The following is a 21691-nucleotide window of genomic DNA, read 5'->3' on the forward strand; positions in this document are numbered from 1 at the left end:
AGTAGCGGCTGTTGCCGTCGGCAATGAAGAGGAAGGATTTACCCGTCAGGTTACGGGCGTCGCCGCCGGCACGGAAGATACCGACGCGGTGAACGTGGTTCAGCTGAAAAAACTGGCCAGCAATGTAAACGAACAAATGACCGGGTTAGATACCCGCATCACAACGAACACTGAAAACATTACCGCGAACACTGAAAAAATTACCGTTTTAAACGGACGAGTCGATCGACTGGACACGAGAGTGGACAGAATCGGCGCGGGCGCGGCCGCGTTGGCGGGACTTCATCCCTTGGATTATGATCCCGAAAACAAATGGGACTTCGCGGCGAGCTATGGCAACTATAACGGCGCGAATGCGGTAGCCATCGGCGCATTCTATCGGCCGACCGCAAACAGAATGTTCAGCGTCGGCGGCTCGTTCGGCGGCGGCGAAAACATGCTGAATGTCGGCTTCTCCATGAAAGTGGGACAGGAAACAGGCATCAGCACTTCCAAAATCGCCATGGCGAACGAAATCAGAGATCTGAAAACCGCGAATGAGAAGATGCAGCAAGAAAATAAATTCATGCAGCAAGAAAACAAAGAAATGAAGAACGAAATCGAAATTTTGAAGCAACAAGTGCAGCAACTCATGGCAACAAAATAGGCGCGGCGCAGGAGGAAGGAACCCGTTACGGGTTCCTTCTTTTTTATTTCTTTTTTATTCTTGGGCTTGCAAATACGGGATATTCATCGTCATAAAGGTAAGTACCTTAAATCTTACTAAACTCTAAGAGAAAATCACCATGATATAAAGTCATGGAAGTTGTTCGACATGCGATATTTATATATAGTTAAAGAGGTAATCATCTTGTAATTAACCTATAATAAAATTGAATAATTATACATGGCATCAGATAATGCATCAGAATATCAAACGAGATGGATGCCGGATTTGGGAGGTGGCGCATTACCTCATGGGCGGTTTATTGGGGAAGGTATTTAGAGAGGAGCACAAGAAGTGAATAAAATTTATAAAATTATTTGGAGTAAAGCGGTAGGAGCCTACGTGGTGACTTCCGAGCTCGCTAAGTCGCACACCAAGAGCCCGTCGGGTAAAGGACTGCGGCGAAGCGTCACGGCGGCTCTTTTGGCGGCCATGGTGGCGGCGCCTGTCGCGTTCGGCGTGTACGCGGCCGAGGACACCCACTACGTCTCGGTAAATAGCACTAACAAGGCTACAGATTCCAACTATGATAATCAAGGCGCGCAGGCGGAAAACAGTATCGCGATCGGTCCTTCCGTCAAGACGACAGGCGAGGACAATATCGTTATCGGATCGGGAGAACTGGGCGGGAAAAAAGGCGTCACATCCGTTAACGGGCAGAGGGTTCTTGTCGTCGGTCACGGGAACTATTTCCAACCGACATCGGACCGGAACGGAAAACCTGTTTCCTACCGGGACTCCGCTATTATCGGTCATGATAATAAACTTCTGCAAGGGAATGCAGACGATGCGGGCGGGGGAACCCCGGCTTACCAGATTATTCACGGGTGGAAAAACACACTCAAAGGATCTTTTACGGGGGCCATCGGATATGAGAATGAAATAAAAAACAGTTGCCGTCCCAATAATACGAGTCAGAATATGGCGTTCGCTATCGGCACAGAAAATACGATCGACGCGACCGGGTACTACATGGGCGATAAAAATAGGGTCAATACTCTTCCGGATTACAAAGAACCGGGCAGCAACCCAAATACGGTGGGCGCTGATTTATATGTGGTCGGACGGCATAATATTATAGGCTCTTCCAAAAGTGAAGAATGGTATGTAAGCGCGGGACATATTGTCGGATCGGACAATGTCGTCTACAGTAATAATGCCAATGTATTCGGCGATAACAATAAAGTTTACTTCGGTTCCGGCATTGCGATCGGAAACGCTAATAAAGTGGGCATCGACAATGCAGGAAATCTCGTCAAGAATAAAGATGGTCGCGCGATTTATAATCCTGTCGCTGTCGGACATGGGAATATCGTTACAGGGAATTACGGAGTCGCGCTTGGTGTGACAGCCGAATCAAAAGGGAAAAAAGCGACCGCCGTCGGTTCCACCGCGCAAGCATTAAGTGATTATTCCGCCGCGATGGGCAGCGAGAACCGGGCGAGTGGATACGGCAGTGTTGCGGTCGGCTCTTTAAATAACAAATATGCTTTTTATAATCCGAGGGGGCAGAGATGGAAAAGCTTTGACTCCGGAGATTCTTCCAGTGCTGTGGGTGTCCAAAATATTTCTACCGGAGAAGAGTCTAATGCGGTAGGATACCAGAATATTTCTGCCGGCGCAGAATCCAGTGCAGTAGGTGTGAAGAATAAAACGCTGGAAGAGAAATCCTCTTCTTTCGGGTATCTCAATGTAGCTGCAGGCAAGCAGTCTTCCGCATTCGGCTATTCTAACCAGGCAACGGAAGCGTACGGTTTTGCTGCCGGTTCTGTTAACTACGCAGGCGGACAGTACAGCACTGCCGTAGGCGGCTGGAACCAAGCGGAAGGAAAGAAAAGCCAGGCGGTCGGTTACAAGAACTTTGTCAGCGGTTACGGGGCTGTGTCGATCGGTTCGGAAAATAATCTGAACTTTGTAAAACAATACCAGGCGCTTGGTTTTGTCAAGACAGGTGATTTGTCCAGTGCTTTAGGTATCAGCAACACGACGGCAGGTCGTAAATCCATGGGGATCGGGAGCAGTAACTACGCCTTCGGTACTAAGTCGGCCGGCATAGGCATGAATAACTATTCCATGGGGTATGAAACCTTGGCGATCGGGCACTATGCTGTCGCCGGCAGCGAAGATCCATCCAAGATAGATCAGGTGAAATACGCGGCGGCTATCGGAAACAGAGCGAGAAGCACGATAACCGATGCCGTGGCGATCGGCTCTTTCTCGAATACGACAAGAGACAAGGGCGATTACGGATATAACCCCGCGCTGGGAAAAGCGGTAACCGACACGGATATTACCGACGATGCGAACATAGGAACATACAGAGCAGAACTGGAAGCTGCGCGCGTCGCATGGCAGGAATCCATGGAAAAAGCGGAAGATTTGTTGCATAAGATTCAAACAGGGCAATTTGCAAATCAAGCGGAATACCAACAATGGGGGGCTGAATATGATAAGTTGGAAGCGGACGCTGATGCTAAGCTGGAAGCCTATCATGAAGCGCAGAAAAAAGTAGGCGCTCTCGTCGGCGCATGGCAGGGACAGATGGCCGCTCTTTCCGTAGGTGACGAAGCTACGGGCAGAACGAGACAGATCACGGGCGTTGCGGCCGGCTCCGCCGATACTGACGCGGTCAACGTCGCGCAGTTGAAAGCCATCGACCGGAAATTGGCCCAAGGCGCGGTTCATTACTACTCCGTAACCAGTGACAAAAAAGCGGCGGGCTCCAACTTTGACAACGACGGAGCGAAAGCCGCTGACAGCATGGTTATCGGCATCGGCTCGACTTCGGAAGCTGTAAACAGTACCGTCATTGGTAACAACAACACGTTAACGGGCGGTAAGCGAGATAGCGACGGCGTCCGCAGAAACAACAGCATCGTTGTCGGAGAGAATATTGAAGTAGACGGTACACATAACGCGGTATTTGGCACGGATTACAGAAACGGGGATAACAAGCTGACCAAAGTGGCAGGCGATCAGAATACCGTCATCGGCGTAGGAAACCTTGTCGGCTATACAGCGAAAGTTGATCCGGCAGATCAAAACGCATGGATTTATACGAAGAACAGCGCCGGAAGTGACCAGAACGTAGCCGTCGGTTTGACAAATACGGTCAACGGGGGCAGCATTGCCATCGGAACCAGCTCGGAAGTGACGTCGTTGGGTACCTCTGTCGGACATGGCAATACAATCATCAGCAGCGAGCAGTACGGCCTCGCGTTAGGCAACAAACTGATTGTGGACGGTTATCAGTCGATCGCTGTCGGCTCGGAATCAAAAGCGACAGCGGACTGGGCGACAGCCATCGGACAGGAAGCCATTGCGGAAAAAGAGGGTTCAGTCGCTATTGGAATGGAAACTAAAGCAATAACCATAAACGGAGTGGCTCTCGGTTCATACAGCGTTGCCGACAGGGCAAAGGGCGCCATCGGCTATTTAGCGGGAGATAAGACATCAAAAGCTTGGAAATCCAATGTAGGAGCTCTCTCTATCGGTGGCGGAGAATATGATGTTACCCGTCAGATCACGGGCGTAGCCGCAGGCAGTGAAGACACCGACGCCGTCAACGTCGCGCAGCTGAAAGCGGTACAGGAAATCGCGGCGGCCAAGACCACTATCGAAGCGGGCGACAATATCAAAGTCGAAGCGGGAAGCGCGAAAGGCAGCTACAAAATTTCGGCTACCAATACATACACGACCGGCGGCACGTATGATGCGGTGAATAAGAAAATCACATTCACGAGAAGTGACAACCAAACCTATGATGTCAACCTTGCCGATTTTGCAGGCAACGTGACGGATACGAGAAATACGATTGCGAACAGTGACACCGTAACCGTAGATGATACCGATAAAAACGCGGACGGAAGCATCAACTACAAGCTGAATGTCAAGACGGACGGTAAGGTCGCGAAAAACGATAAAGGCATTGTCACCGGCGGAACCGTTTACAACGAAACAAGAATTGAAAAAGACGGTAACTACATCAAAGCCGAAAACACGGCAGGGCAGAACCTGATCGCCTTGGACAAACAGGTAGGTGCCAATACGACCAACATTGCCGAGTTGAACAATCGCGTATATGACATGGGCAACCGTGTTGACCGCGTCGGCGCGGGCGCGGCGGCGTTGGCGGGACTCCATCCGCTGGACTTTGATCCGGACGACAAATGGGACTTCGCCGCGAGCTATGGCAACTACAAAGGAGCTCACGCATTAGCGATCGGCGCCTTCTACCGACCGAACGAAAGCAAAATGTTCAGCGTCGGCGGCTCGTTCGGCGGCGGCGAAAACATGCTCAATATCGGCTTCTCCATGAAAGTGGGAAGAGGCAATGAGTACATGAAACTTTCCCGCTCCGAAATGGCGAAGCAACTGGACGCGCAAGCGAAAAAACTGGATGAGCAAGCGCAAAAGCTGGACGCGCAAACGCAAAAACTGGATGCGCAAGACGAACAGATCCGAGACATGCAAGCCGAGATGAAGGCAATCACGCAAAAGCTTGCGACACTCCAAGCGCGGTCCGGAAAATAAAAAACGGCAGCGAAAAGAATCATCCTTTCGCGACAGAAAAAGATCACGGCGCGTACGCGTCGTGATCTTTTTTGCATGGGAGATTTACGCTTTAAGGCGCGTTAGCGTAGCAACGAAAGCCGCGCTCGCTTATCGGGAATTATCCTCGAAACGGATGGAAAGCGCGTGCGCCGGGACGATAAAATCATCCCGCGTAAGCGCGAAAAATTTTACCGCGAATCGTGTCGCTTTCCGCGCTTGCGACCGTTTGCATTAAGATTAAAAAAGATTATGTTTTTTCTGTTTTGTAAAGCTTCCGCAAAGAATAATAGAATTTCTTTTTACTGTGGGATGCTTTTCCCGTGAAGACAGCTTGTTTCCTTGGGAGATACGCGACCTATCAACGCGTGCAGCGGGCGAAAACGGCGCGTGACGGCTGGAAATCGGTCAGTGCTATGAAGCATGTCTGTATCGGTGCTATGAAACATGTCTGTATCGGTGCTGTGAAACATGTCTGTATTTGATATCGCTATATGCATGATATATAATAAATAAGATGGAAAAGATTATAGAAAAATGATTGAATTATTGAATTGCCGATTAGAGCAATCGTTTGTTGTGGGAGGGAAGCATGAATAAAATTTATAAGTTGATCTGGAGCAAGGTCAAAAACTGCTGGGTTGTCACCTCGGAAATGGCAAAAGGACATGGGAAAAATAAATCCCGCGTTCAAAACAGCCTGCTTGCCGCTTTTGTGACGGCGGCGCTTTTGGCGGGCGGCGTGACAGATGTACAGGCGCTGACGCAACAGGAAAAAGAGGAAGTCGCCCAATATTTGCTTGACAAGATTGCTCACGGCGGAGAAATCCCCGGTGTGGACGCGACGCGCGGGTCCACGAATTTTCCTGATGCCATTGCGCATCGTATTTTCTACTATAATGACATTTCGAATAAAATCGGCGAGAAGCTGAAAAAGGACGGACTGACGCTCCGGTATTTTGGCGTACGTCCGGACTACATTGAACCGTCCCGCGACTATTTGGAACGCTATGCTAAAACCGACTGGACCAACGTCGATAACGACGGTGCATTCGGTGCGCACTCCATGGCGCTCGGCTACCGTGCCTTCTCGGAAGCCAAACATGGCGTTGCCATCGGTCGTTCCGCCTTGGCGGGGGGATCTAAGCGGGGAGAGAACGATTACGGCGGTGACGGCGGCGTCGCTATCGGCAATACGGCTTGGGCGTTGGGGGATAAAGCGGTTTCCATCGGAAATGACGCGCGTGCCGTTCATAAAGGCATTGCCATCGGGATTCAAGCCGAAGCGGGCTTGGACGAAAATGATAATACGACCGACTGGTCTACCAGCCCCGGCTTTACACCGAAACCGGGTAAGTCGATTCAGTATGACCCGAAAACGAAATTGCCCTACGTGACTAGTGACCTTAGGGATAAAATGGGTGCCATTGCTATCGGTATCGATGCCAAAGCACATGGCAATCACTCCACTGCCATGGGTGTGGGCGCAAAAGCAAAGTCACGCTATGCATGGAGCTTCGGTTACTCTTCGGAAGCATCGGGGGTCGGCTCCATTGCCTTCGGTAGTCGTGCCACCGCCAAAGGAACCAGCGCGATTGCTATTGGCAGCGGTAACTACGATCAGCCGAACGGTGGGGCGCAGGCATACAGCGAGGACACGATTGCCATCGGTCGCGGAGCGAAAGCCGGCAATGAAGATGATACGGCAACGACATATAATACCGTCGCTATCGGACGGGAAGCCAGAGCGTACGGCAAAAACTCGATCGCATTGGGCGGAACTGCCAATGTAGGTGATATCTGGCAAAAACAATTAGCTGATGGCGGTACGGCGATCGGCAGCAGTGCCAATGCGGCCTTGGAAAACGCTACGGCGATCGGACATAATTCGATAGCCTATGCGAAGGACGCGGTGACCCTCGGCGCGAACACCAGAGCGGATATCGATGGTGGCGTGGCGTTGGGCAGTGAGTCCAACGTAGGCTCTTATGCCGATTCGAGTTATGGCAAAGCGGGTAAAGTCGGTTATGATCCGTTGGGAACCGATGCGGATGGAACTTCCACGTGGAAGGCTACAAAAGCGGCCGTTTCTGTCGGTAATCAGCAAAAGGACATTACCCGGCAGATTGTCAATGTCGCTGCCGGTACGGACAACACCGACGCGGTCAACGTGGCGCAGCTGAAAACTCTCGGGCGCAAAGCATGGAAAGACCTTGCTGCCGCAAAGGACGAGCTGGGGGCGAGAATTGCTACGAATACCACAAGTATTACCGCTCTTTCCGGGAAAGTACGCACAAACACGCAAGATATCGGGCGTCTTAAGACGGATGTAAGTACAAATGATACAAGAATCAGATACTTGTATGACAATATGCCTTTCATGCACTACGTTTCCGTTAACGAAGGAAATACCAATAAAACGACGGATAATCGCAAGAATGACGGAGCAAAAGCAGTAGGTTCTATTGCAATCGGGGTCAATGCACATTCTCGCGGGGAAGATGCCGTTACTTTAGGCTACAATTCTTTCAGCAGAGGACAGAGCAGTGTCATCATCGGTGAAACTTCAACGCACATGTCCAGTGCAACTAAACCGATTAAAGACGGACAATTTGAGCAAAGTATCATTGTCGGCAGCCAGAACGAAATCTATGCGCTGGAAAAAGACTTGGGCGGACGCGAAGACACTATTTTAGGAAGTAAAAACGAAATTACAGAATCTCACGGCACCTTTGTCCGCGGTGTAGGCAATACGGTATATGATGCGTACAATGATGAAGTCATGACCGCTGATGAAAAGAAACAACTGGAAGGCTATTTACGTAAAGATGAGGATGCGCCGGAAAGCCCGATCGGCCTCTTTGAAAAAGAAAGAAGCCATGTCACTGTCGACGGTGACGGTAACTCGGTAGCAGGTGCAATCTATACCCGTGTTTCCGGCGTGAGCAACGACCTTTCTAATACAGAAGGCAAGTCCAGATTGTCCTACAATATCATTACAGGCAACAGAAATAAATTGACCGATTCCAGTCATAACCTGATACTGGGCGACAACCACGAGTTGGAAAACGTCAACGGAAACATCATTATCGGCTCGCAGAAAACGAAAACGAAAACCGAAAAATCGAACGTCACCATTCTCGGCAATGACGCCAACGTCAGCGTCGAAGGCGGCGTGGCTTTGGGTACCGGTTCCGTAGCAAGTACCGCTGCGGGTGCTTTCGGGTACGATCCCGCCACGGACAAAGCATCGACAACAGACAATGCGAAATGGAAATCCGGCAATGGCGCTGTATCTGTCGGTAACGCTGATGCGACACGACAGATTACCAATCTTGCCGCAGGCTTAGCAGACACCGACGCGGTGAACGTAGCCCAGCTCAAAAATAGCAAGACCACCGTCGAAGCGGGCGACTATGTGACCGTTACGCAAAAAACGGAAGACGGAAAAGGAACGACCTACACCGTCAAAGGACCGAAAGTCGCCGTAGCTAAAGACGAGAAAAACCTTGTTGTCGATGACATCATGGACGGTGACAAGAAAGTCGGTTACCAGCTCAAACTGAAAAAAGATTTGACAGGCCTTACCAGCGTTTCAAGTGAAGCATTCAAAGTTGGTGATAAGACATATATCAATAGCCAGGGTATCAATGCGAATAGCAATAAAATCACCAACGTGGCAGCCGGAGCGGCAGACGGCGACGCGGTCAACTTCAAACAGTTGAGTGATGTAAAAACAAAAGTTGAGGCCAACGAAGGCAATATTACAACGAATAAAACGAACATCGGTAACCTGCAAAAAGGCTTCATCGTGAAAGATGAAGGCGCAGGCAAGGCGAATGTCACACTCGGCGGAGATAAAGAACCGGAAGTCACCTTCAAAGCGAAGGTAGACAAAACAACGGACGCAACGGAGGACGGGTCCTCGCTGACCTCAACTGTCGATACGAGCAGAAACGTCACCTACACGCTGAACATGAAACAGCTGAAACAAGACCTCGGCATTACCGACGGTCCTGATGGCGTCATGAGCTCGTGGAAACTGAAAGTAAAGGACGAAACAACACCGCAGGACATCAAAAACGGCAACACGGTTACCTTTGAGGCTGCCGGCGACGGTCTCACCGTAGAAAGAAAAGACTCGACCATTAAATACACTATCAAAGGAAGCGAGATTGACCTCAGCGGTAATACCAGTATTACCAATCTGAGTAATGAAATCGAAAAGAGCAAGATCCACTATTTCTCCGTCAAGAGTACGGCAACCGGTGCAGGCTCGAACTACGATAATGATGGCGCAAAAAAAGACGGCGGCATTGCTATCGGCAAACAAGCTAGTGCAACAGGGACCAGTGATATCGCTATCGGTACGGAAGCGCAAGCGACCGGCGGCTGGGGCGTAGCTATCGGACAGGCAGCGAAAGCGAAGGCGTCGACTGCTGTTGCCATGGCGTACGCCGCCGAGGCGAAAGGCGCTAATTCGCTCGCGATCGGCATACAGTCGGAAGCGAAAACCAATGACTCCACCGCGTACGGTCGTGGAGCGAAAGCGCTGGGCGATGTCGCTCTCGCTGTCGGGGCACTGACCAAAGCAGAGGGAAATCATTCTTCCGTATTTGGATACGAAGCGACGACGGACAGCACCGCATGGAACGGCACAGCTATCGGCAGAGGAGCCTACATCGGCAAACAGGCAGCGGACGGAACCACGCCGAACATCGGTGTTTCAAATAACTACTACACGCCTGTTGACGATGACACCGCTGTGGAAGCCGGCAAAGAAACGAAGAACTCGACGGCGGTCGGATTTGGAGCGAAGTCTTTCGGGTATCAGAATACCGCTGTCGGAGCAGGTGCGGAAGCATTTGATACGAATACAGTGGCTGTCGGCGTCATGTCCAAAGCCATCGGTCACTATGCCAATGCGTTGGGCAAACAAGCCAGAGCGGAAGGCGAAAACTCTACCGCCATCGGTCATTTCGCAAGGGCGCTTGGTGAAAGCTCCATGGCCTTAGGTGATTACGCGATTACATCGACCATGGACGGCACAGGAAAAGTTAATCATTCGGTAGCGTTCGGCTCGCATGCCCGTGTCGCTACTGACAATTCTCTTGCTTTGGGCTATAACTCTCTCGCGAGTATCGCCGATGATGTGGACACGGAAGCTTACTTATCCAAGGAAGCCTTCAAGAAAGAAAACGGCGTCGTATCTGTCGGCAATAAAGCATATACTATTGGCGACGAAACGATCGCGCAGAACTACCGCCGCATTACCAATGTCGCAGGCGGTGCGGACGACAATGACGCGGTTAACGTACTCCAGCTGAAAGCCTTGGAAACCAAAGTCACGGCCAATGCGGACAATATCACCAAAGGCTGGGTACTCAAAGCGACCTCGGACAAAGACGAAGAGAAAAACGGCAAAACAATCAATAACACGGATAATGAAGTTACCTTTGATGTGGAAAAAGATCAGGGACTTACCGTCAAGAGAACCGGCGCGAACATCCAATACGGTGTGAATAACGCTCAACTGGTGAAAAATATCAATAACGGCGGCGAGGCAGTCACCAATATTTCCGCGAACTTCTCGATTAGCGGTGCAGACACTACGGCTAAAAAGAATTTGACCCTGAGCAATACATCCGCACCGAACATCCAATTCCTCGGCACGACGGGTGAAACCACCGTTACTGTGGGTGGCACCGATACTGCTCCGACCGTTAAGGTAGGATTAGATCCGAAGTTCAAGAAACAGGTAACGGATAACACTGAAAACATCAGCAAGAACGCTGAGAACATCGGTAAGAACACCGAAGCCATCGGTAAGAACACTGAAGCCATCGGTAAGAACACCGAAGCCATCGGTAAAAACACCGAGAACATCGGTAAGAACACTGAAGCCATCGGTAAGAACACCGAAGCCATCGGTAAGAACACTGAAGCCATCGGTAAGAACACCGAAGCCATCGGTAAGAACACCGAAGCCATCGGTAAGAACACTGAAGCCATCGGTAAGAACACGAAAGCTATCGAAACCAACACCGAAAATATCGGTAAGAACACGAAAGCTATTGAAAAGAACACGCAAGATATTGCCGCTAAGATGACCTCGTGGAAACTGAAAGCCCAAGGCGTTGCAGGGGAAGAGGAAATCAAAGACGGTAATGGAGTCACCTTTGACGTAGAAACCGCGGATAACAGAAAAGGCCTCACCGTCACGAGAGAAGGCTCGACCATCAAGTACGGCATCGACGGAAGCAAGATTGACATCAAAGAAAACGAGACTGTCAAGAAACTTGAGAAGGATATCGAAAACAGCAAGACTACGGTCAAAGCAGGAGATGGCGAGAAAAATATTTCGGTTGTCAAAACAGACAATAAAAACGAATACACCATCACTCTCGCGAAAGACCTCAAGGACTTGAACTCTGTCTCCGCCAAGACCGTCAATGCGAGTGAAAAAATCACGGTCGGCGGCGATAAGGTAACGATCAACAACGAAGGTCTTACCATCAAAGACGGCCCGTCCGTCAAAAAAGACGGCATTGATGCCGGCGGTAAGACAATCGCCAATGTGGCTGACGGCAAAGCCGATACCGACGCGGTCAACGTAAGACAGCTCAATGCTATTGCGAACGCGGGCAATCAGAATCTGGCCATTCTCGGCGGCAAAGTGAGTGAACTGGACGGACGTGTGAACCGAGTCGGCGCGGGCGCGGCTGCGCTTGCCGCTCTCCATCCGCTGGACTTTGATCCGGATGACAAATGGGACTTCGCGGCCGGCTATGGCAACTACAGCGGCGCGAACGCCGTCGCGATCGGCGCGTACTACCGTCCGAATGAAGACACCATGTTCAGCGTCGGCGGTTCGTTCGGCGGCGGAGAAAACATGGTGAACGCGGGCGTTTCCGTCAAACTCGGCCAGGGTAACAACGTCACGACCTCCAAAATCGCTATGGCGAAAGAGATCAAAGATCTCCGCGCCGAAGTCGAAGTATTGCGACAGGCGATCGTCGGTGTCGGTCAGGGACAGGAACTCGATCCGATGAAGATGAAACTCTTCCCGGACATCGAGAAAAACCACTGGGCCTATGAAGCGGTCGAAGAACTCGCGAAACAGGGATTGCTGGAAGGCTATCCGGACGGCACCTTCAGCGGTGATCGCATGATGACCCGCTATGAATTCGCGGAAGTCGTTTACCGCGCCATGCAAAAAGGCCTCAAAGTAAACGAAAAACTGATTCAGGAATTTGAACCGGAACTGGAACGTTTCCGCATTGATGTCATCTCCCAAGACAAAGACGGAAATCCGGTCATCGAAAGAGTCCGTGTCAATCAGCAGAAAGCCAACTGAAACTTCATAAAACGGCACGACCGATGAACTAAGAAAAAGCCGAGGCGCTAAGCCTCGGCTTTTTTCATGCGTTATATTGGAACATAAACCGCAACAAATCTTGCTGATGTCTCTCAGATGAAAGAAATCACTCACGGCAAAAATTACGTCTTTTCGCGTCGGAAACGGCAGCGCGACGGAACGAGCAAGCATGAGCGAAACATAAAGATTTGATGAAAAAGGAGAAAATAATCAAAAAAAAATATAAGCGCGCGTGTCAAAAAAGTAAACTAGAGCAAGCGCGAAAATGAAATTACATCGCAAAACGGATGAAAACCGTGGAAACAGGAGGAATAGTCAAGAACGAACATGTAACAATTAAAAAGCCCCGTGAATGAAATAATTTACATGGAAACAAAGAAATAGAACGACTAAACGACAAGCAAATCCATGTAACTTGGCGAAAAAATTAGTCGGTGACAGAACTTTATTTAATTATAAATTGTGTTAAAATGAAGCGAAGCAACATTAATAGAAACAGTAAAGTATTTTGTTTTGATGGGGTATTTCGGTGTTAAGGAAAGGGAGAGTATGTATGAACAAGATTTACAAACTGGTTTGGAGCAAAGTAAGGAACACCTGGGTGGTGGCTTCTGAAATTGCCAAGGGACACGGGAAAAGCTCTTCGCCGGAGGGAAACGGAAAACTTCTGAAATCTTTAGTTCTCATGGCACTTCTCGGGTGCTTCGTGACAGCAGGTACGTCACCTGTTGCTGCGGAACTGACCTCGGACCAGAAGGCTGTCTATGATGCTGTCCTGCAAAAACTGGAAACAGAAAAGAAAATAGTACACTATTTCTCGGTGAACAGTGGTGAACCTGCAAAACCTGCCGGGACCAACTGGAATAATGACGGAGCGACAGGACAAGATGCGATCGCGATTGGTAAAAATGCCGTATCAGAAGGACAAGATACGATTGCGATTGGTAAAAATGCCGTATCAGAAAGACAAGGATCTACTGCCATAGGAAGTCAAGCGGAAGCATACCAGGACTATTCCACGGCTATAGGAAGTACAGCACTAGCAGGTGGGCACCATGCCACGGTATTAGGATATGGAGCACAAACAGACTCGAACCGTTCCACGGCTATAGGAAGTACAGCAATAGCAGGTGGGCACTATTCCACGGCATTAGGATATGGAGCACAAGCAGACTGGACCTATTCCACGGCATTAGGAAGTAATGCAGAAGCACAAGGGATATATTCCACGGCATTAGGAGGTATAGCCAAAGCACAAGGGCACTATTCCACGGCATTAGGATATTTAGCACAAGCAGCAGCAAATAACAGTGTGGCAATTGGTAGAAGGTCAAAAGCCCTGGTAAATGGAAGCGTCGCTTTAGGCGCAGGCGCTGTGGCGGATACGAAAGCAGGCGCAGTCGGTTACATCGCGACAGGGGGCAGTGCGACCTTTGAAGAAGCTTTAGCAACGCTGGATAAAAAAGAAGACTACGATAAGTGGACAGCTACGATTAACGCATCAAAAGCGGAATATGATAACTTAACGAAGGCGTTTAAAGATGCTCCTAAAGGTAAAAAAGAGGAAGCGAAGCAAGCTCTTGAGAAATGGAAAACTGAACATACGGACTTCGTAGAAGCTTTGACGGCGAAGGAGAAACTCGAAGCGACATGGAAAGCAACCGAAGCGGCAGTCAGTGTAGGCGCGGACAGAGTAAATAAGGCAGGAAACAGAATTATCAAGAGCCGCCAGATTACCAATGTAGCCGCAGGTACAAAAGACACCGATGCGGTAAACGTGGCGCAGCTGAAGAGTCTTGCCACGGCGCCGATGAATTTCTACTTCGGCGGTTCTAAGGATAAGAACAATACCTACACGCCGGGGAAGACAAACTGGAGCATGCCGCTCAATGAATTCCGTATGGATTTCGGCGACGGTCTGAAAGCGGAACAAGTGACCGACCAAGACGGCAAGAAATACACTCTCGTCACGCTCAATAAAGACAGCTTGAAAGGTGACCCTGATTTCAAAGGCGACAAAGGTGAAAAAGGACCGCAAGGACCTAAGGGTGAAGACGGTGCAGTAGGACCGCAAGGACCTGACGGCAAGTCGGCTTATGAAGTTTGGAAAAATCACACCGAAGATGACGGCAGTCAACCGAACAAGGACAAATCGGAAAAAGACTTCCTTGATTCCTTGAAAGGTAAAGGCGGTACGGACTTTACGGTGACGGCGGACGGCCCGAAAGCGGACTCTAAGTTCAAAGTGGAAGCGGATCATGCACAACTGAACATCGTCGGTGACAAGACGAATATCACCACGTCGATTGAAAAAGACAACACCGTAAAAGTGGCGTTGAACAAAGACATCAAGGTTGACTCCGTGGAAGTCGGCAGCAAAGACGGCAAGCCGGGCGTGAAGATTGACGGCGACGGCATCAACATGAACGGCAAAAAGATTGAAAACCTGGCACCGGGTACGGCGGCCAATGACGCGGCGACAGTCGGTCAGGTCAATGAAGTGCGGGATGAAAGCCGCGAAGGTGATGCGATGAACGCGGCGCTGGCAGCGCTCAAACCGCTCGACTTCGACCCGTACAATCGCAGTCAGGTCATGGCCGGTGTATCGACCTACAAAGGCAAACAGGCGGTCGCAGTCGGCTTGGCGCACTACTCGAACGAAGACACGCTCGTACATGCGGGTATCGCTTACGGCGGCAGTTCGGATCTGATGGCGAACGCGGGCATCAGCTGGCGCTTCGGCAACAAGGACGATCGCGACGCGCGGGCGAAACGCGCGGAACGTTTGCCGCAGTATGCGGATGGTCCGATCAGCTCCGTTTATGTGATGCAGGATGAAATGGCGGCATTGCGAGCGGAAAATCAATCGCTGAAGGAAGAAAATCAGGAAATCAAGCGGCAGGTGGAAATGCTCATGAAGCATGCCGGCTTGAATGCCTAAACGATCAGCGATACAGGCAGCAAAATAAAGAATCATCACCGGAAGAGTCATTCTTTCGAAACAGAAAAAGGTCACGGCATACGCCGTGACCTTTTTCGCATGGGAAAAACCTATCGGCCCGCGACGTATTGACGGGGGATCGGTCGGCAACGCGTGTGAAAAAGGTGAATGACGTCGGAAAACGGATAGCATGAAAATAAAAAAGAAAACATGATGACGATGCATCGTATCTATTTGCTTTCGTCTGTCAGCGGTCGTGTCCGAAGCAATCAATACGAGTGGAAATCGATAAAACAAAAATAAAAGCGACAAAAACAGCATTTTGATTTACATGCGATTAAAAAGCAAGGCGGAAGAGGCGGATCGTTATGGAGTTTATTTTATTGAAAGATTTTTCGCATAGGGCAAAATCCTCGCGGTATCGAAGAAAGAACGAGTGGAATTGCTTTTCCATGCTCAAAAGTACCCGCACGCGCGCGCTAACGTGTATAATAAATGGAAAGTGATTAAATCAGATGACGGAGGCAAGGGATGAATGAAAAGGCGGCGCGAGCGTATCGCGCGTTTTTGGAAGCGTACGGGTTGGATCTGCAAGCGCTCGGAATGGAAAAAACGCCGGCGCGGGTAGCGGAACTGTATGAGGTGTTGTTATCCGGTGTCGGGCGAGGAACCAAAGAGATTTGGGGCGAAGTTTTCGCGTCGGACTACCACGGACTTTTGACGGTGACGGGTTTGCGTTTTCATTCGCTTTGCGAGCATCATATGCTGCCGTTTTTCGGAACGGCGGATATTATTTACGACCCGCGCGACGGTATGGTGGCGGGCCTTTCCAAAATGGAAAAATTGGTGCAGATGTTGTCGCGTCGTCCGCAGTTGCAGGAACGGTTGACGGAAGAAATCGCCCGCGCGGTGATGGACGATCTGCGCGCGCGGGGCGTATTTGTCCGCGTTAGCGCGGCGCATTTATGCATGACGATGAAGGGCGACAGTTCGCCCGATACGAAGATTACCACCGTGCGCGGCTTGGGCACATTGGCGCCGGGCGGTCAGAATGAAGCGCGCGTTTTAGCGCTTTTGGGAGGAATAGATGGCGGAACAACGGACGTATGTACTGAAGAATAATCGCAGCTGGACGCTCGGCGACGCGACACAGGTAATGGGTATCTTGAATTTGACGCCGGATTCATTTTCCGACGGCGGACAATGGTTCGACGTGGAGCGGGCGTTGGCGCATGTGACGGAAATGGAAGAAGCGGGCGCGGATCTGATCGACATCGGCGGCGAATCATCGCACCCGGGTTTCGTGCCGGTAGGCGCGGACGAAGAGATCGCGCGTTTGGAGCCGTTTCTCGCACCGGTGTTGGCATGCGCGACGGTGCCGACGTCGATTGACACGTTCAAGGCGAAAACGGCGGATTGGGCGCTGCGTCAAGGCGTGGATATGATCAATGATATTTGGGGACTGCAGTACGATCCGGAAATGGCGGCGGTGGCGGCGTACCACCAGTGTCCGGTGATCGTGATGCATAACCAAGACGGCACGGACTATGAAGGCGATATTCTGGACGCGATGACGGCATTTTTTGAACATTCTCTGAGCCTCGCGCAAAACGCGGGCGTAAAAGAAGAAAATATGATTCTCGATCCGGGCATCGGGTTCGGCAAGACGGCGCTCCAAAATATGGAAGTGTTGCGCCGTTTACCGGAACTGATTGAACGGTTGCCGTATCCGTGGCTTTTGGGCACGAGCCGCAAAGGCTTCATCGGTCAGGCGCTGGATTTGCCGGTGACGGAACGGATGGAAGGCACGGCGGCGACCTGCCTTTACGGACAAATGGCGGGGTGCAAGATTTTGCGCGTGCATGATGTGTTGCCGATCGTGCGCATGACGAAGATGATGGACATGATTATAGGGAAGCGACCGTATGGATCAAATTGAAATGAAAGGCATCGCGGCATTCGGCTACCACGGCGTGTTGCCGCAGGAACGGGAGCTCGGCCAGCGTTTTTATGCCGATATTACGCTCGAAACGGATATGACGGCGATCGGACGGAGCGACGAGATCGCGGACGGCGTGAATTACGCGGAAGTGTATCAGACGGCGCAAAAGATTTTGATGGGCGCGCCGGTCAACACTTTGGAAGCGCTGGTGACGAACATCAACGCGGCGATTTTGCGCGCGTACCCATTGGTCAGCGCGGTCACAACGACGGTGTACAAGCCGTCGGCGCCGGTGCCGGGACCGCTGACGCATGTGGCGGTGACGCGGCGGGAGGAACGATGAGTCGCTACTATGTCGCGCTCGGTTCCAATATGGGGGATCGTCTGGCATATTTGCGCGCGGCGTTGCGCGAACTGAAGGAAAGCGGCGCGACGGTGGTACGCGCCTCGGCGGTCTACGAAACGCCGCCCTGGGGCAAGACGGATCAACCAGCGTTTTTGAATGCGGTGGCGTTGGTGGAGAGCGATCTCGAGCCGGCGGATTTTTTGGCGTTGTTGCAGACGATTGAAGCGGCTAACGAGCGCACACGCGAGGTGCATTGGGGCCCGCGCACGTTGGATTTGGATATTATTTACGCCGAGGGCGTGCAATGTGATTCGGCGTATTTGACTTTGCCTCATCCTTATTTTTGGGAGCGCGCTTTCGTGCTGGTGCCGCTGCGCGATGTGGCGGCGGATTTCAGCTATCGGGGCGAAACGATCGCGCACCGTATCGCGGCGCTGCCCGATGCGGCGGCGATACGCGAAGTGGCGACCTTGTGATGTGGTATAATAAACTTAATTTGAATACCTCGGCTTCGCGTGGCGAAGCCCTTTTTGCGTGAGTGATACTATGAAATCCGGATTTTGGCAAAAAATAAAAAACTCCGCGCGTTTGCAGGAACTTTTGACCGCGTTTCAGACGCGCGGCGCGCAACTGATCCACGGCGGGAGCACGGCGCAGGAAGCGGCGCTGGTGGCGGCCGCTATGCAAGGCGGCTTGCGGCACGCGGTGATCATCGTGGAAGACGCGGCGACGCGACAGAAATGGGAAGATGATTTGCGCTTTTTCGCGCCCGAAATTCCCGTTTACGAATTTCCGTGGGTTGAACCCGCGCCGCAGCATGTGGCGGCGCAAAGCACGGAGACGCGGGCCTTACGGACGCGCGCGCTCGCGGCATTGCAAGCTGACGAGCCGGCCGCGGTCATCGCGACGATTCGTGAAGCGAGCGCTAAAATCGCCGCGCCGCCAGATCTCGCCAAGCAAATGACGACGCTTTCTTTAGGCGACGCGCGGGATCGGGAAACCTGGTTCGCGCGTTTGGTGGCGCAAGGCTACGCGCGTGAGGAACAGGTGGAAAGTTGCGGCGAATTCGCGGTACGCGGCGATATTGTCGATATTTACGCGCCGAATTACGAGTATCCGTTGCGGTTGGAATTTTTCGGCGATGAAATTGACAGCATTCGCAGTTTTGATCCGGTGACGCAACGTTCCGTCAGTACCTACGAGACAGTGACGCTGGCGCCGTTCGCGCTGCCCGAAGGCGCGAGCAGTTTGCTGGCGTACTTGGCGGACGGGGCGCTGATTTGCGATGAACCGAGCCGCACGGCGGAAGCGTTGCGCGCGCTGCGCAAAGAAGACGCAGAGAAAAGCAAGCGGCATTGGTCGTGGACGGAACTTTTACGCGATTCCCAAGCGCGCAGTACGGTTTTCTTCGCGCTGATTTCGTTGCGTGTGCCGGGGGCGGAGGTTCATGCGCGCTATCCGCTGGACGGCCGACCGGCGCCCACATTTCGTAACCAATGGCCGCATTTTGTGCAGTCGGTGCAAAAATGGTCGCGGCAAGGCTACGCGACGATTATCGCGGCGGCGGATGAAACGAAGCGGGCGACACTGGAAACGACCCTGCGCGAGGCGGGCATTTTCCCGACGGATGAAGTGGCGGCGGGCATGGTCACGATTGTTGCGGAAAATGTCGATACCGGTTTTATTTGGCCGCAGGAAAAAGTGGTTGTGCTCGCCACCGCGGATATTTTCGGCACGCAGAAAAAACGGCGGCGCAGACAGGTTCGTCACGGCAACGAGATCCGCTATTTCTCCGATCTGACGGAAGGCGATTACGTGGTGCACCAGGTGCACGGCATCGGTCGCTATACGGGTCTGGAAACGATTACGCTGAACGGCGCGAACCGCGATTATTTGCGGATCGAATACGCGGGCGAGGATCGGCTGTTTTTGCCGGTCGAGCGTATTCAGCAGCTGGAAAAATATATCGCGCCGGATGGAACGGTGCCGACGCTGCACAAAATGGGCGGCGCGCAATGGACGAAAACGAAGGCCCGCGCGCAGAAATCGATTGACGATTTGGCGGATAAACTGGTGGCGCTGTACGCCGAGCGCGAAGTGGAGCCGGGTTTCGCGTTTCCGCCGGACACGCCCTGGCAACGTGAATTTGAAGACGCCTTTATGTATGAAGAAACGCCCGATCAGTTGCAGGCCGCGGCCGAGATCAAAGCGTCAATGGAAAAGCCGCAGCCGATGGATCGATTGCTTTGCGGCGATGTCGGCTTCGGCAAGACGGAAGTCGCGATGCGGGCCGTTTTTAAGGCGGTTATGGCGAATAAGCAGGTCGCCGTCTTAGTACCTACGACCGTGCTTTCGCAGCAGCATTATCGCACGTTTAGCGCGCGTTTGGGCCCGTTCGGCGTCAATGTGGCGGTGTTGAACCGGTTCCGCAGCGCGGCGGAGAAAAAAGAAATTTTGCGCGGCGTGAAAAATGGCACGATTGATGTGTTGATCGGCACGCACGCGCTGTTGAATAAAGCGGTGCAATTCCGCGATTTGGGACTGTTGGTAGTCGATGAAGAGCAACGGTTCGGCGTCGCGCAGAAAGAAAAGTGGAAAGCGCGCAACACGATGGTCGATGTGCTTACGCTTTCGGCGACGCCGATCCCGCGCACGCTGCATATGTCGCTTGCCGGCGTGCGCGAGCTTTCGGTGATGTATACGGCGCCGGCGGATCGTCAGCCGGTGCAAACGTATGTGGCGGAAACCTCAGACGCGATTTTGCGTGACGCGATTTTGGCGGAAGTGCAGCGCGGCGGGCAGGTCTATTTTGTGTACAATCGGATCGCGACGATTCGCGACATGGTGCGCAAGCTGGAAAGAATCGTCGGACCGTCGGTCACGTTTGATATCGCGCACGGCGCGATGTCCGGCGAAGAGCTGGAACGGGTCATGGCAGATTTTTACGCGGGCGATTTTGATGTGCTCGTCTGCACCAGCCTGATTGAAAACGGACTGGACCAGCCGAACGCCAATACCATTATCGTGTACGACGCGGATCGGCTCGGCCTCTCGCAGCTGTACCAGATGCGCGGGCGCGTGGGGCGTTCGGAGCGCAACGCGTTCGCGTATTTTCTGTATCGGCCGGATCAGATTATGAATGAGGCGGCGGAAAAACGTCTGTACGCGATTCGCGAATTTACCGAACTCGGCGCCGGGTTCAAAATCGCGATGCGTGATTTAGAAATTCGCGGCGCGGGGAATTTGCTCGGTAGTGAACAGCACGGCAATATGGTCGGCGTCGGTTTCACCACGTATACGACGATGCTCGATGAGGCGATCGCCGCCCGACAGGGCGAACGCGCGCCGCGTAAATCGGTGGCGGCGCCGCTCTTGGAACTGACCGCGGAAGCGTATATTCCGGACCGTTACATTGAAGATCCGACGCAAAAACTCGAAATGTACCGTCGTTTGGCGGAAGTGGATACGGCGGTCGAAGTGTCCGACCTGATCGACGAATTGGTGGACCGGTTCGGCACGCCGCCCACGCCGGTGGAACAATTACTGCGCGTGGCGCAGTTGCGCGTGCTCGCGGCGAAAGCCGGCATCGGCAGTATTCGCGAACTGCAAAATACGGTGGAAATCACGTGGAACCGACCGGAAGCGATGGCGACTTGGGATGTGTCCAAGGTGCCCGCGAAAGTGATGAAAAGTTTACGCTTTTTGCCAGGCGAGGTGCCGCGTGCTACAATAAATAAGTTACAGTGGAGTCATTCCGCGGTGGATTTTCTGCCGGAAATATTAGCGGCTTTTTTACAGGAAGATATTGCGCAAAGCAAGGAGTAATG

At 52.1% G+C, this 21691-nt stretch carries 10 protein-coding genes; all 10 read left to right on the top strand.

The features are described from left to right. A partial coding sequence (locus HNR45_RS05175) for a YadA-like family protein (protein WP_184327564.1) occupies positions 1-646 on the top strand: 646 nt, incomplete at its 5' end. Positions 647-1000: 354 nt separating this feature from the next. Next, positions 1001-5239, top strand: a complete 4239-nt coding sequence (locus tag HNR45_RS05180; protein ID WP_159822277.1) for an ESPR-type extended signal peptide-containing protein — start codon at positions 1001-1003, stop codon at positions 5237-5239. Positions 5240-5580: 341 nt separating this feature from the next. Next, on the top strand, positions 5581-5742 hold the full coding sequence (locus HNR45_RS05185) for a hypothetical protein (protein WP_159822275.1): 162 nt from the start codon (positions 5581-5583) through the stop codon (positions 5740-5742). Between the two features lie 107 nt (positions 5743-5849). Then, entirely contained in the window at positions 5850-12614 is a 6765-nt protein-coding gene (locus HNR45_RS07310; RefSeq protein WP_235020580.1) for an ESPR-type extended signal peptide-containing protein, read from the top strand. 574 nt (positions 12615-13188) lie between these two features. Next, a complete protein-coding gene (locus HNR45_RS05230; RefSeq protein WP_159822273.1) occupies positions 13189-15576 on the top strand; it encodes an ESPR-type extended signal peptide-containing protein in 2388 nt (795 codons plus the stop codon). A 531-nt stretch (positions 15577-16107) separates the two neighbouring features. Beyond that, positions 16108-16698, top strand: a complete 591-nt coding sequence (folE, locus tag HNR45_RS05235; protein WP_159822271.1) for a GTP cyclohydrolase I — start codon at positions 16108-16110, stop codon at positions 16696-16698. Then, positions 16664-17515, top strand: a complete 852-nt coding sequence (gene folP, locus HNR45_RS05240) for a dihydropteroate synthase (protein WP_159822269.1) — start codon at positions 16664-16666, stop codon at positions 17513-17515. The genes folE and folP overlap by 35 nt, the downstream gene beginning before the upstream one ends. After that, positions 17502-17861, top strand: coding sequence for a dihydroneopterin aldolase (gene folB, locus HNR45_RS05245; protein ID WP_159822267.1), 360 nt, complete (start codon positions 17502-17504; stop codon positions 17859-17861). Before folP ends, folB begins: the two co-directional genes overlap by 14 nt. Continuing rightward, positions 17858-18340 carry a 2-amino-4-hydroxy-6-hydroxymethyldihydropteridine diphosphokinase gene (gene folK, locus HNR45_RS05250; RefSeq protein ID WP_159822265.1) on the top strand — a complete coding sequence of 161 codons (483 nt, stop codon included), beginning with the start codon at positions 17858-17860 and terminating at the stop codon, positions 18338-18340. Before folB ends, folK begins: the two co-directional genes overlap by 4 nt. 70 nt (positions 18341-18410) lie before the next feature. Then, a complete protein-coding gene (gene mfd, locus HNR45_RS05255; protein ID WP_159822263.1) occupies positions 18411-21689 on the top strand; it encodes a transcription-repair coupling factor in 3279 nt (1092 codons plus the stop codon). Positions 21690-21691 lie beyond the last annotated feature (2 nt).

It is taken from the genome of Negativicoccus succinicivorans (genome assembly GCF_014207605.1).
In the GTDB taxonomy this organism is placed as follows: Bacteria; Bacillota; Negativicutes; order Veillonellales; family Negativicoccaceae; genus Negativicoccus; species Negativicoccus succinicivorans.

Bases quoted from the DNA above. Each gene is read 5' to 3' on its own strand.
- HNR45_RS07310 (WP_235020580.1), top strand. From the start codon at position 5,850: ATGAATAAAATTTATAAGTTGATCTGGAGCAAGGTCAAAAACTGCTGG.
- HNR45_RS05230 (WP_159822273.1), top strand. From the start codon at position 13,189: ATGAACAAGATTTACAAACTGGTTTGGAGCAAAGTAAGGAACACCTGG.
- folE (WP_159822271.1), top strand. From the start codon at position 16,108: ATGAATGAAAAGGCGGCGCGAGCGTATCGCGCGTTTTTGGAAGCGTAC.
- folP (WP_159822269.1), top strand. From the start codon at position 16,664: ATGGCGGAACAACGGACGTATGTACTGAAGAATAATCGCAGCTGGACG.
- folB (WP_159822267.1), top strand. From the start codon at position 17,502: ATGGATCAAATTGAAATGAAAGGCATCGCGGCATTCGGCTACCACGGC.
- folK (WP_159822265.1), top strand. From the start codon at position 17,858: ATGAGTCGCTACTATGTCGCGCTCGGTTCCAATATGGGGGATCGTCTG.
- mfd (WP_159822263.1), top strand. From the start codon at position 18,411: ATGAAATCCGGATTTTGGCAAAAAATAAAAAACTCCGCGCGTTTGCAG.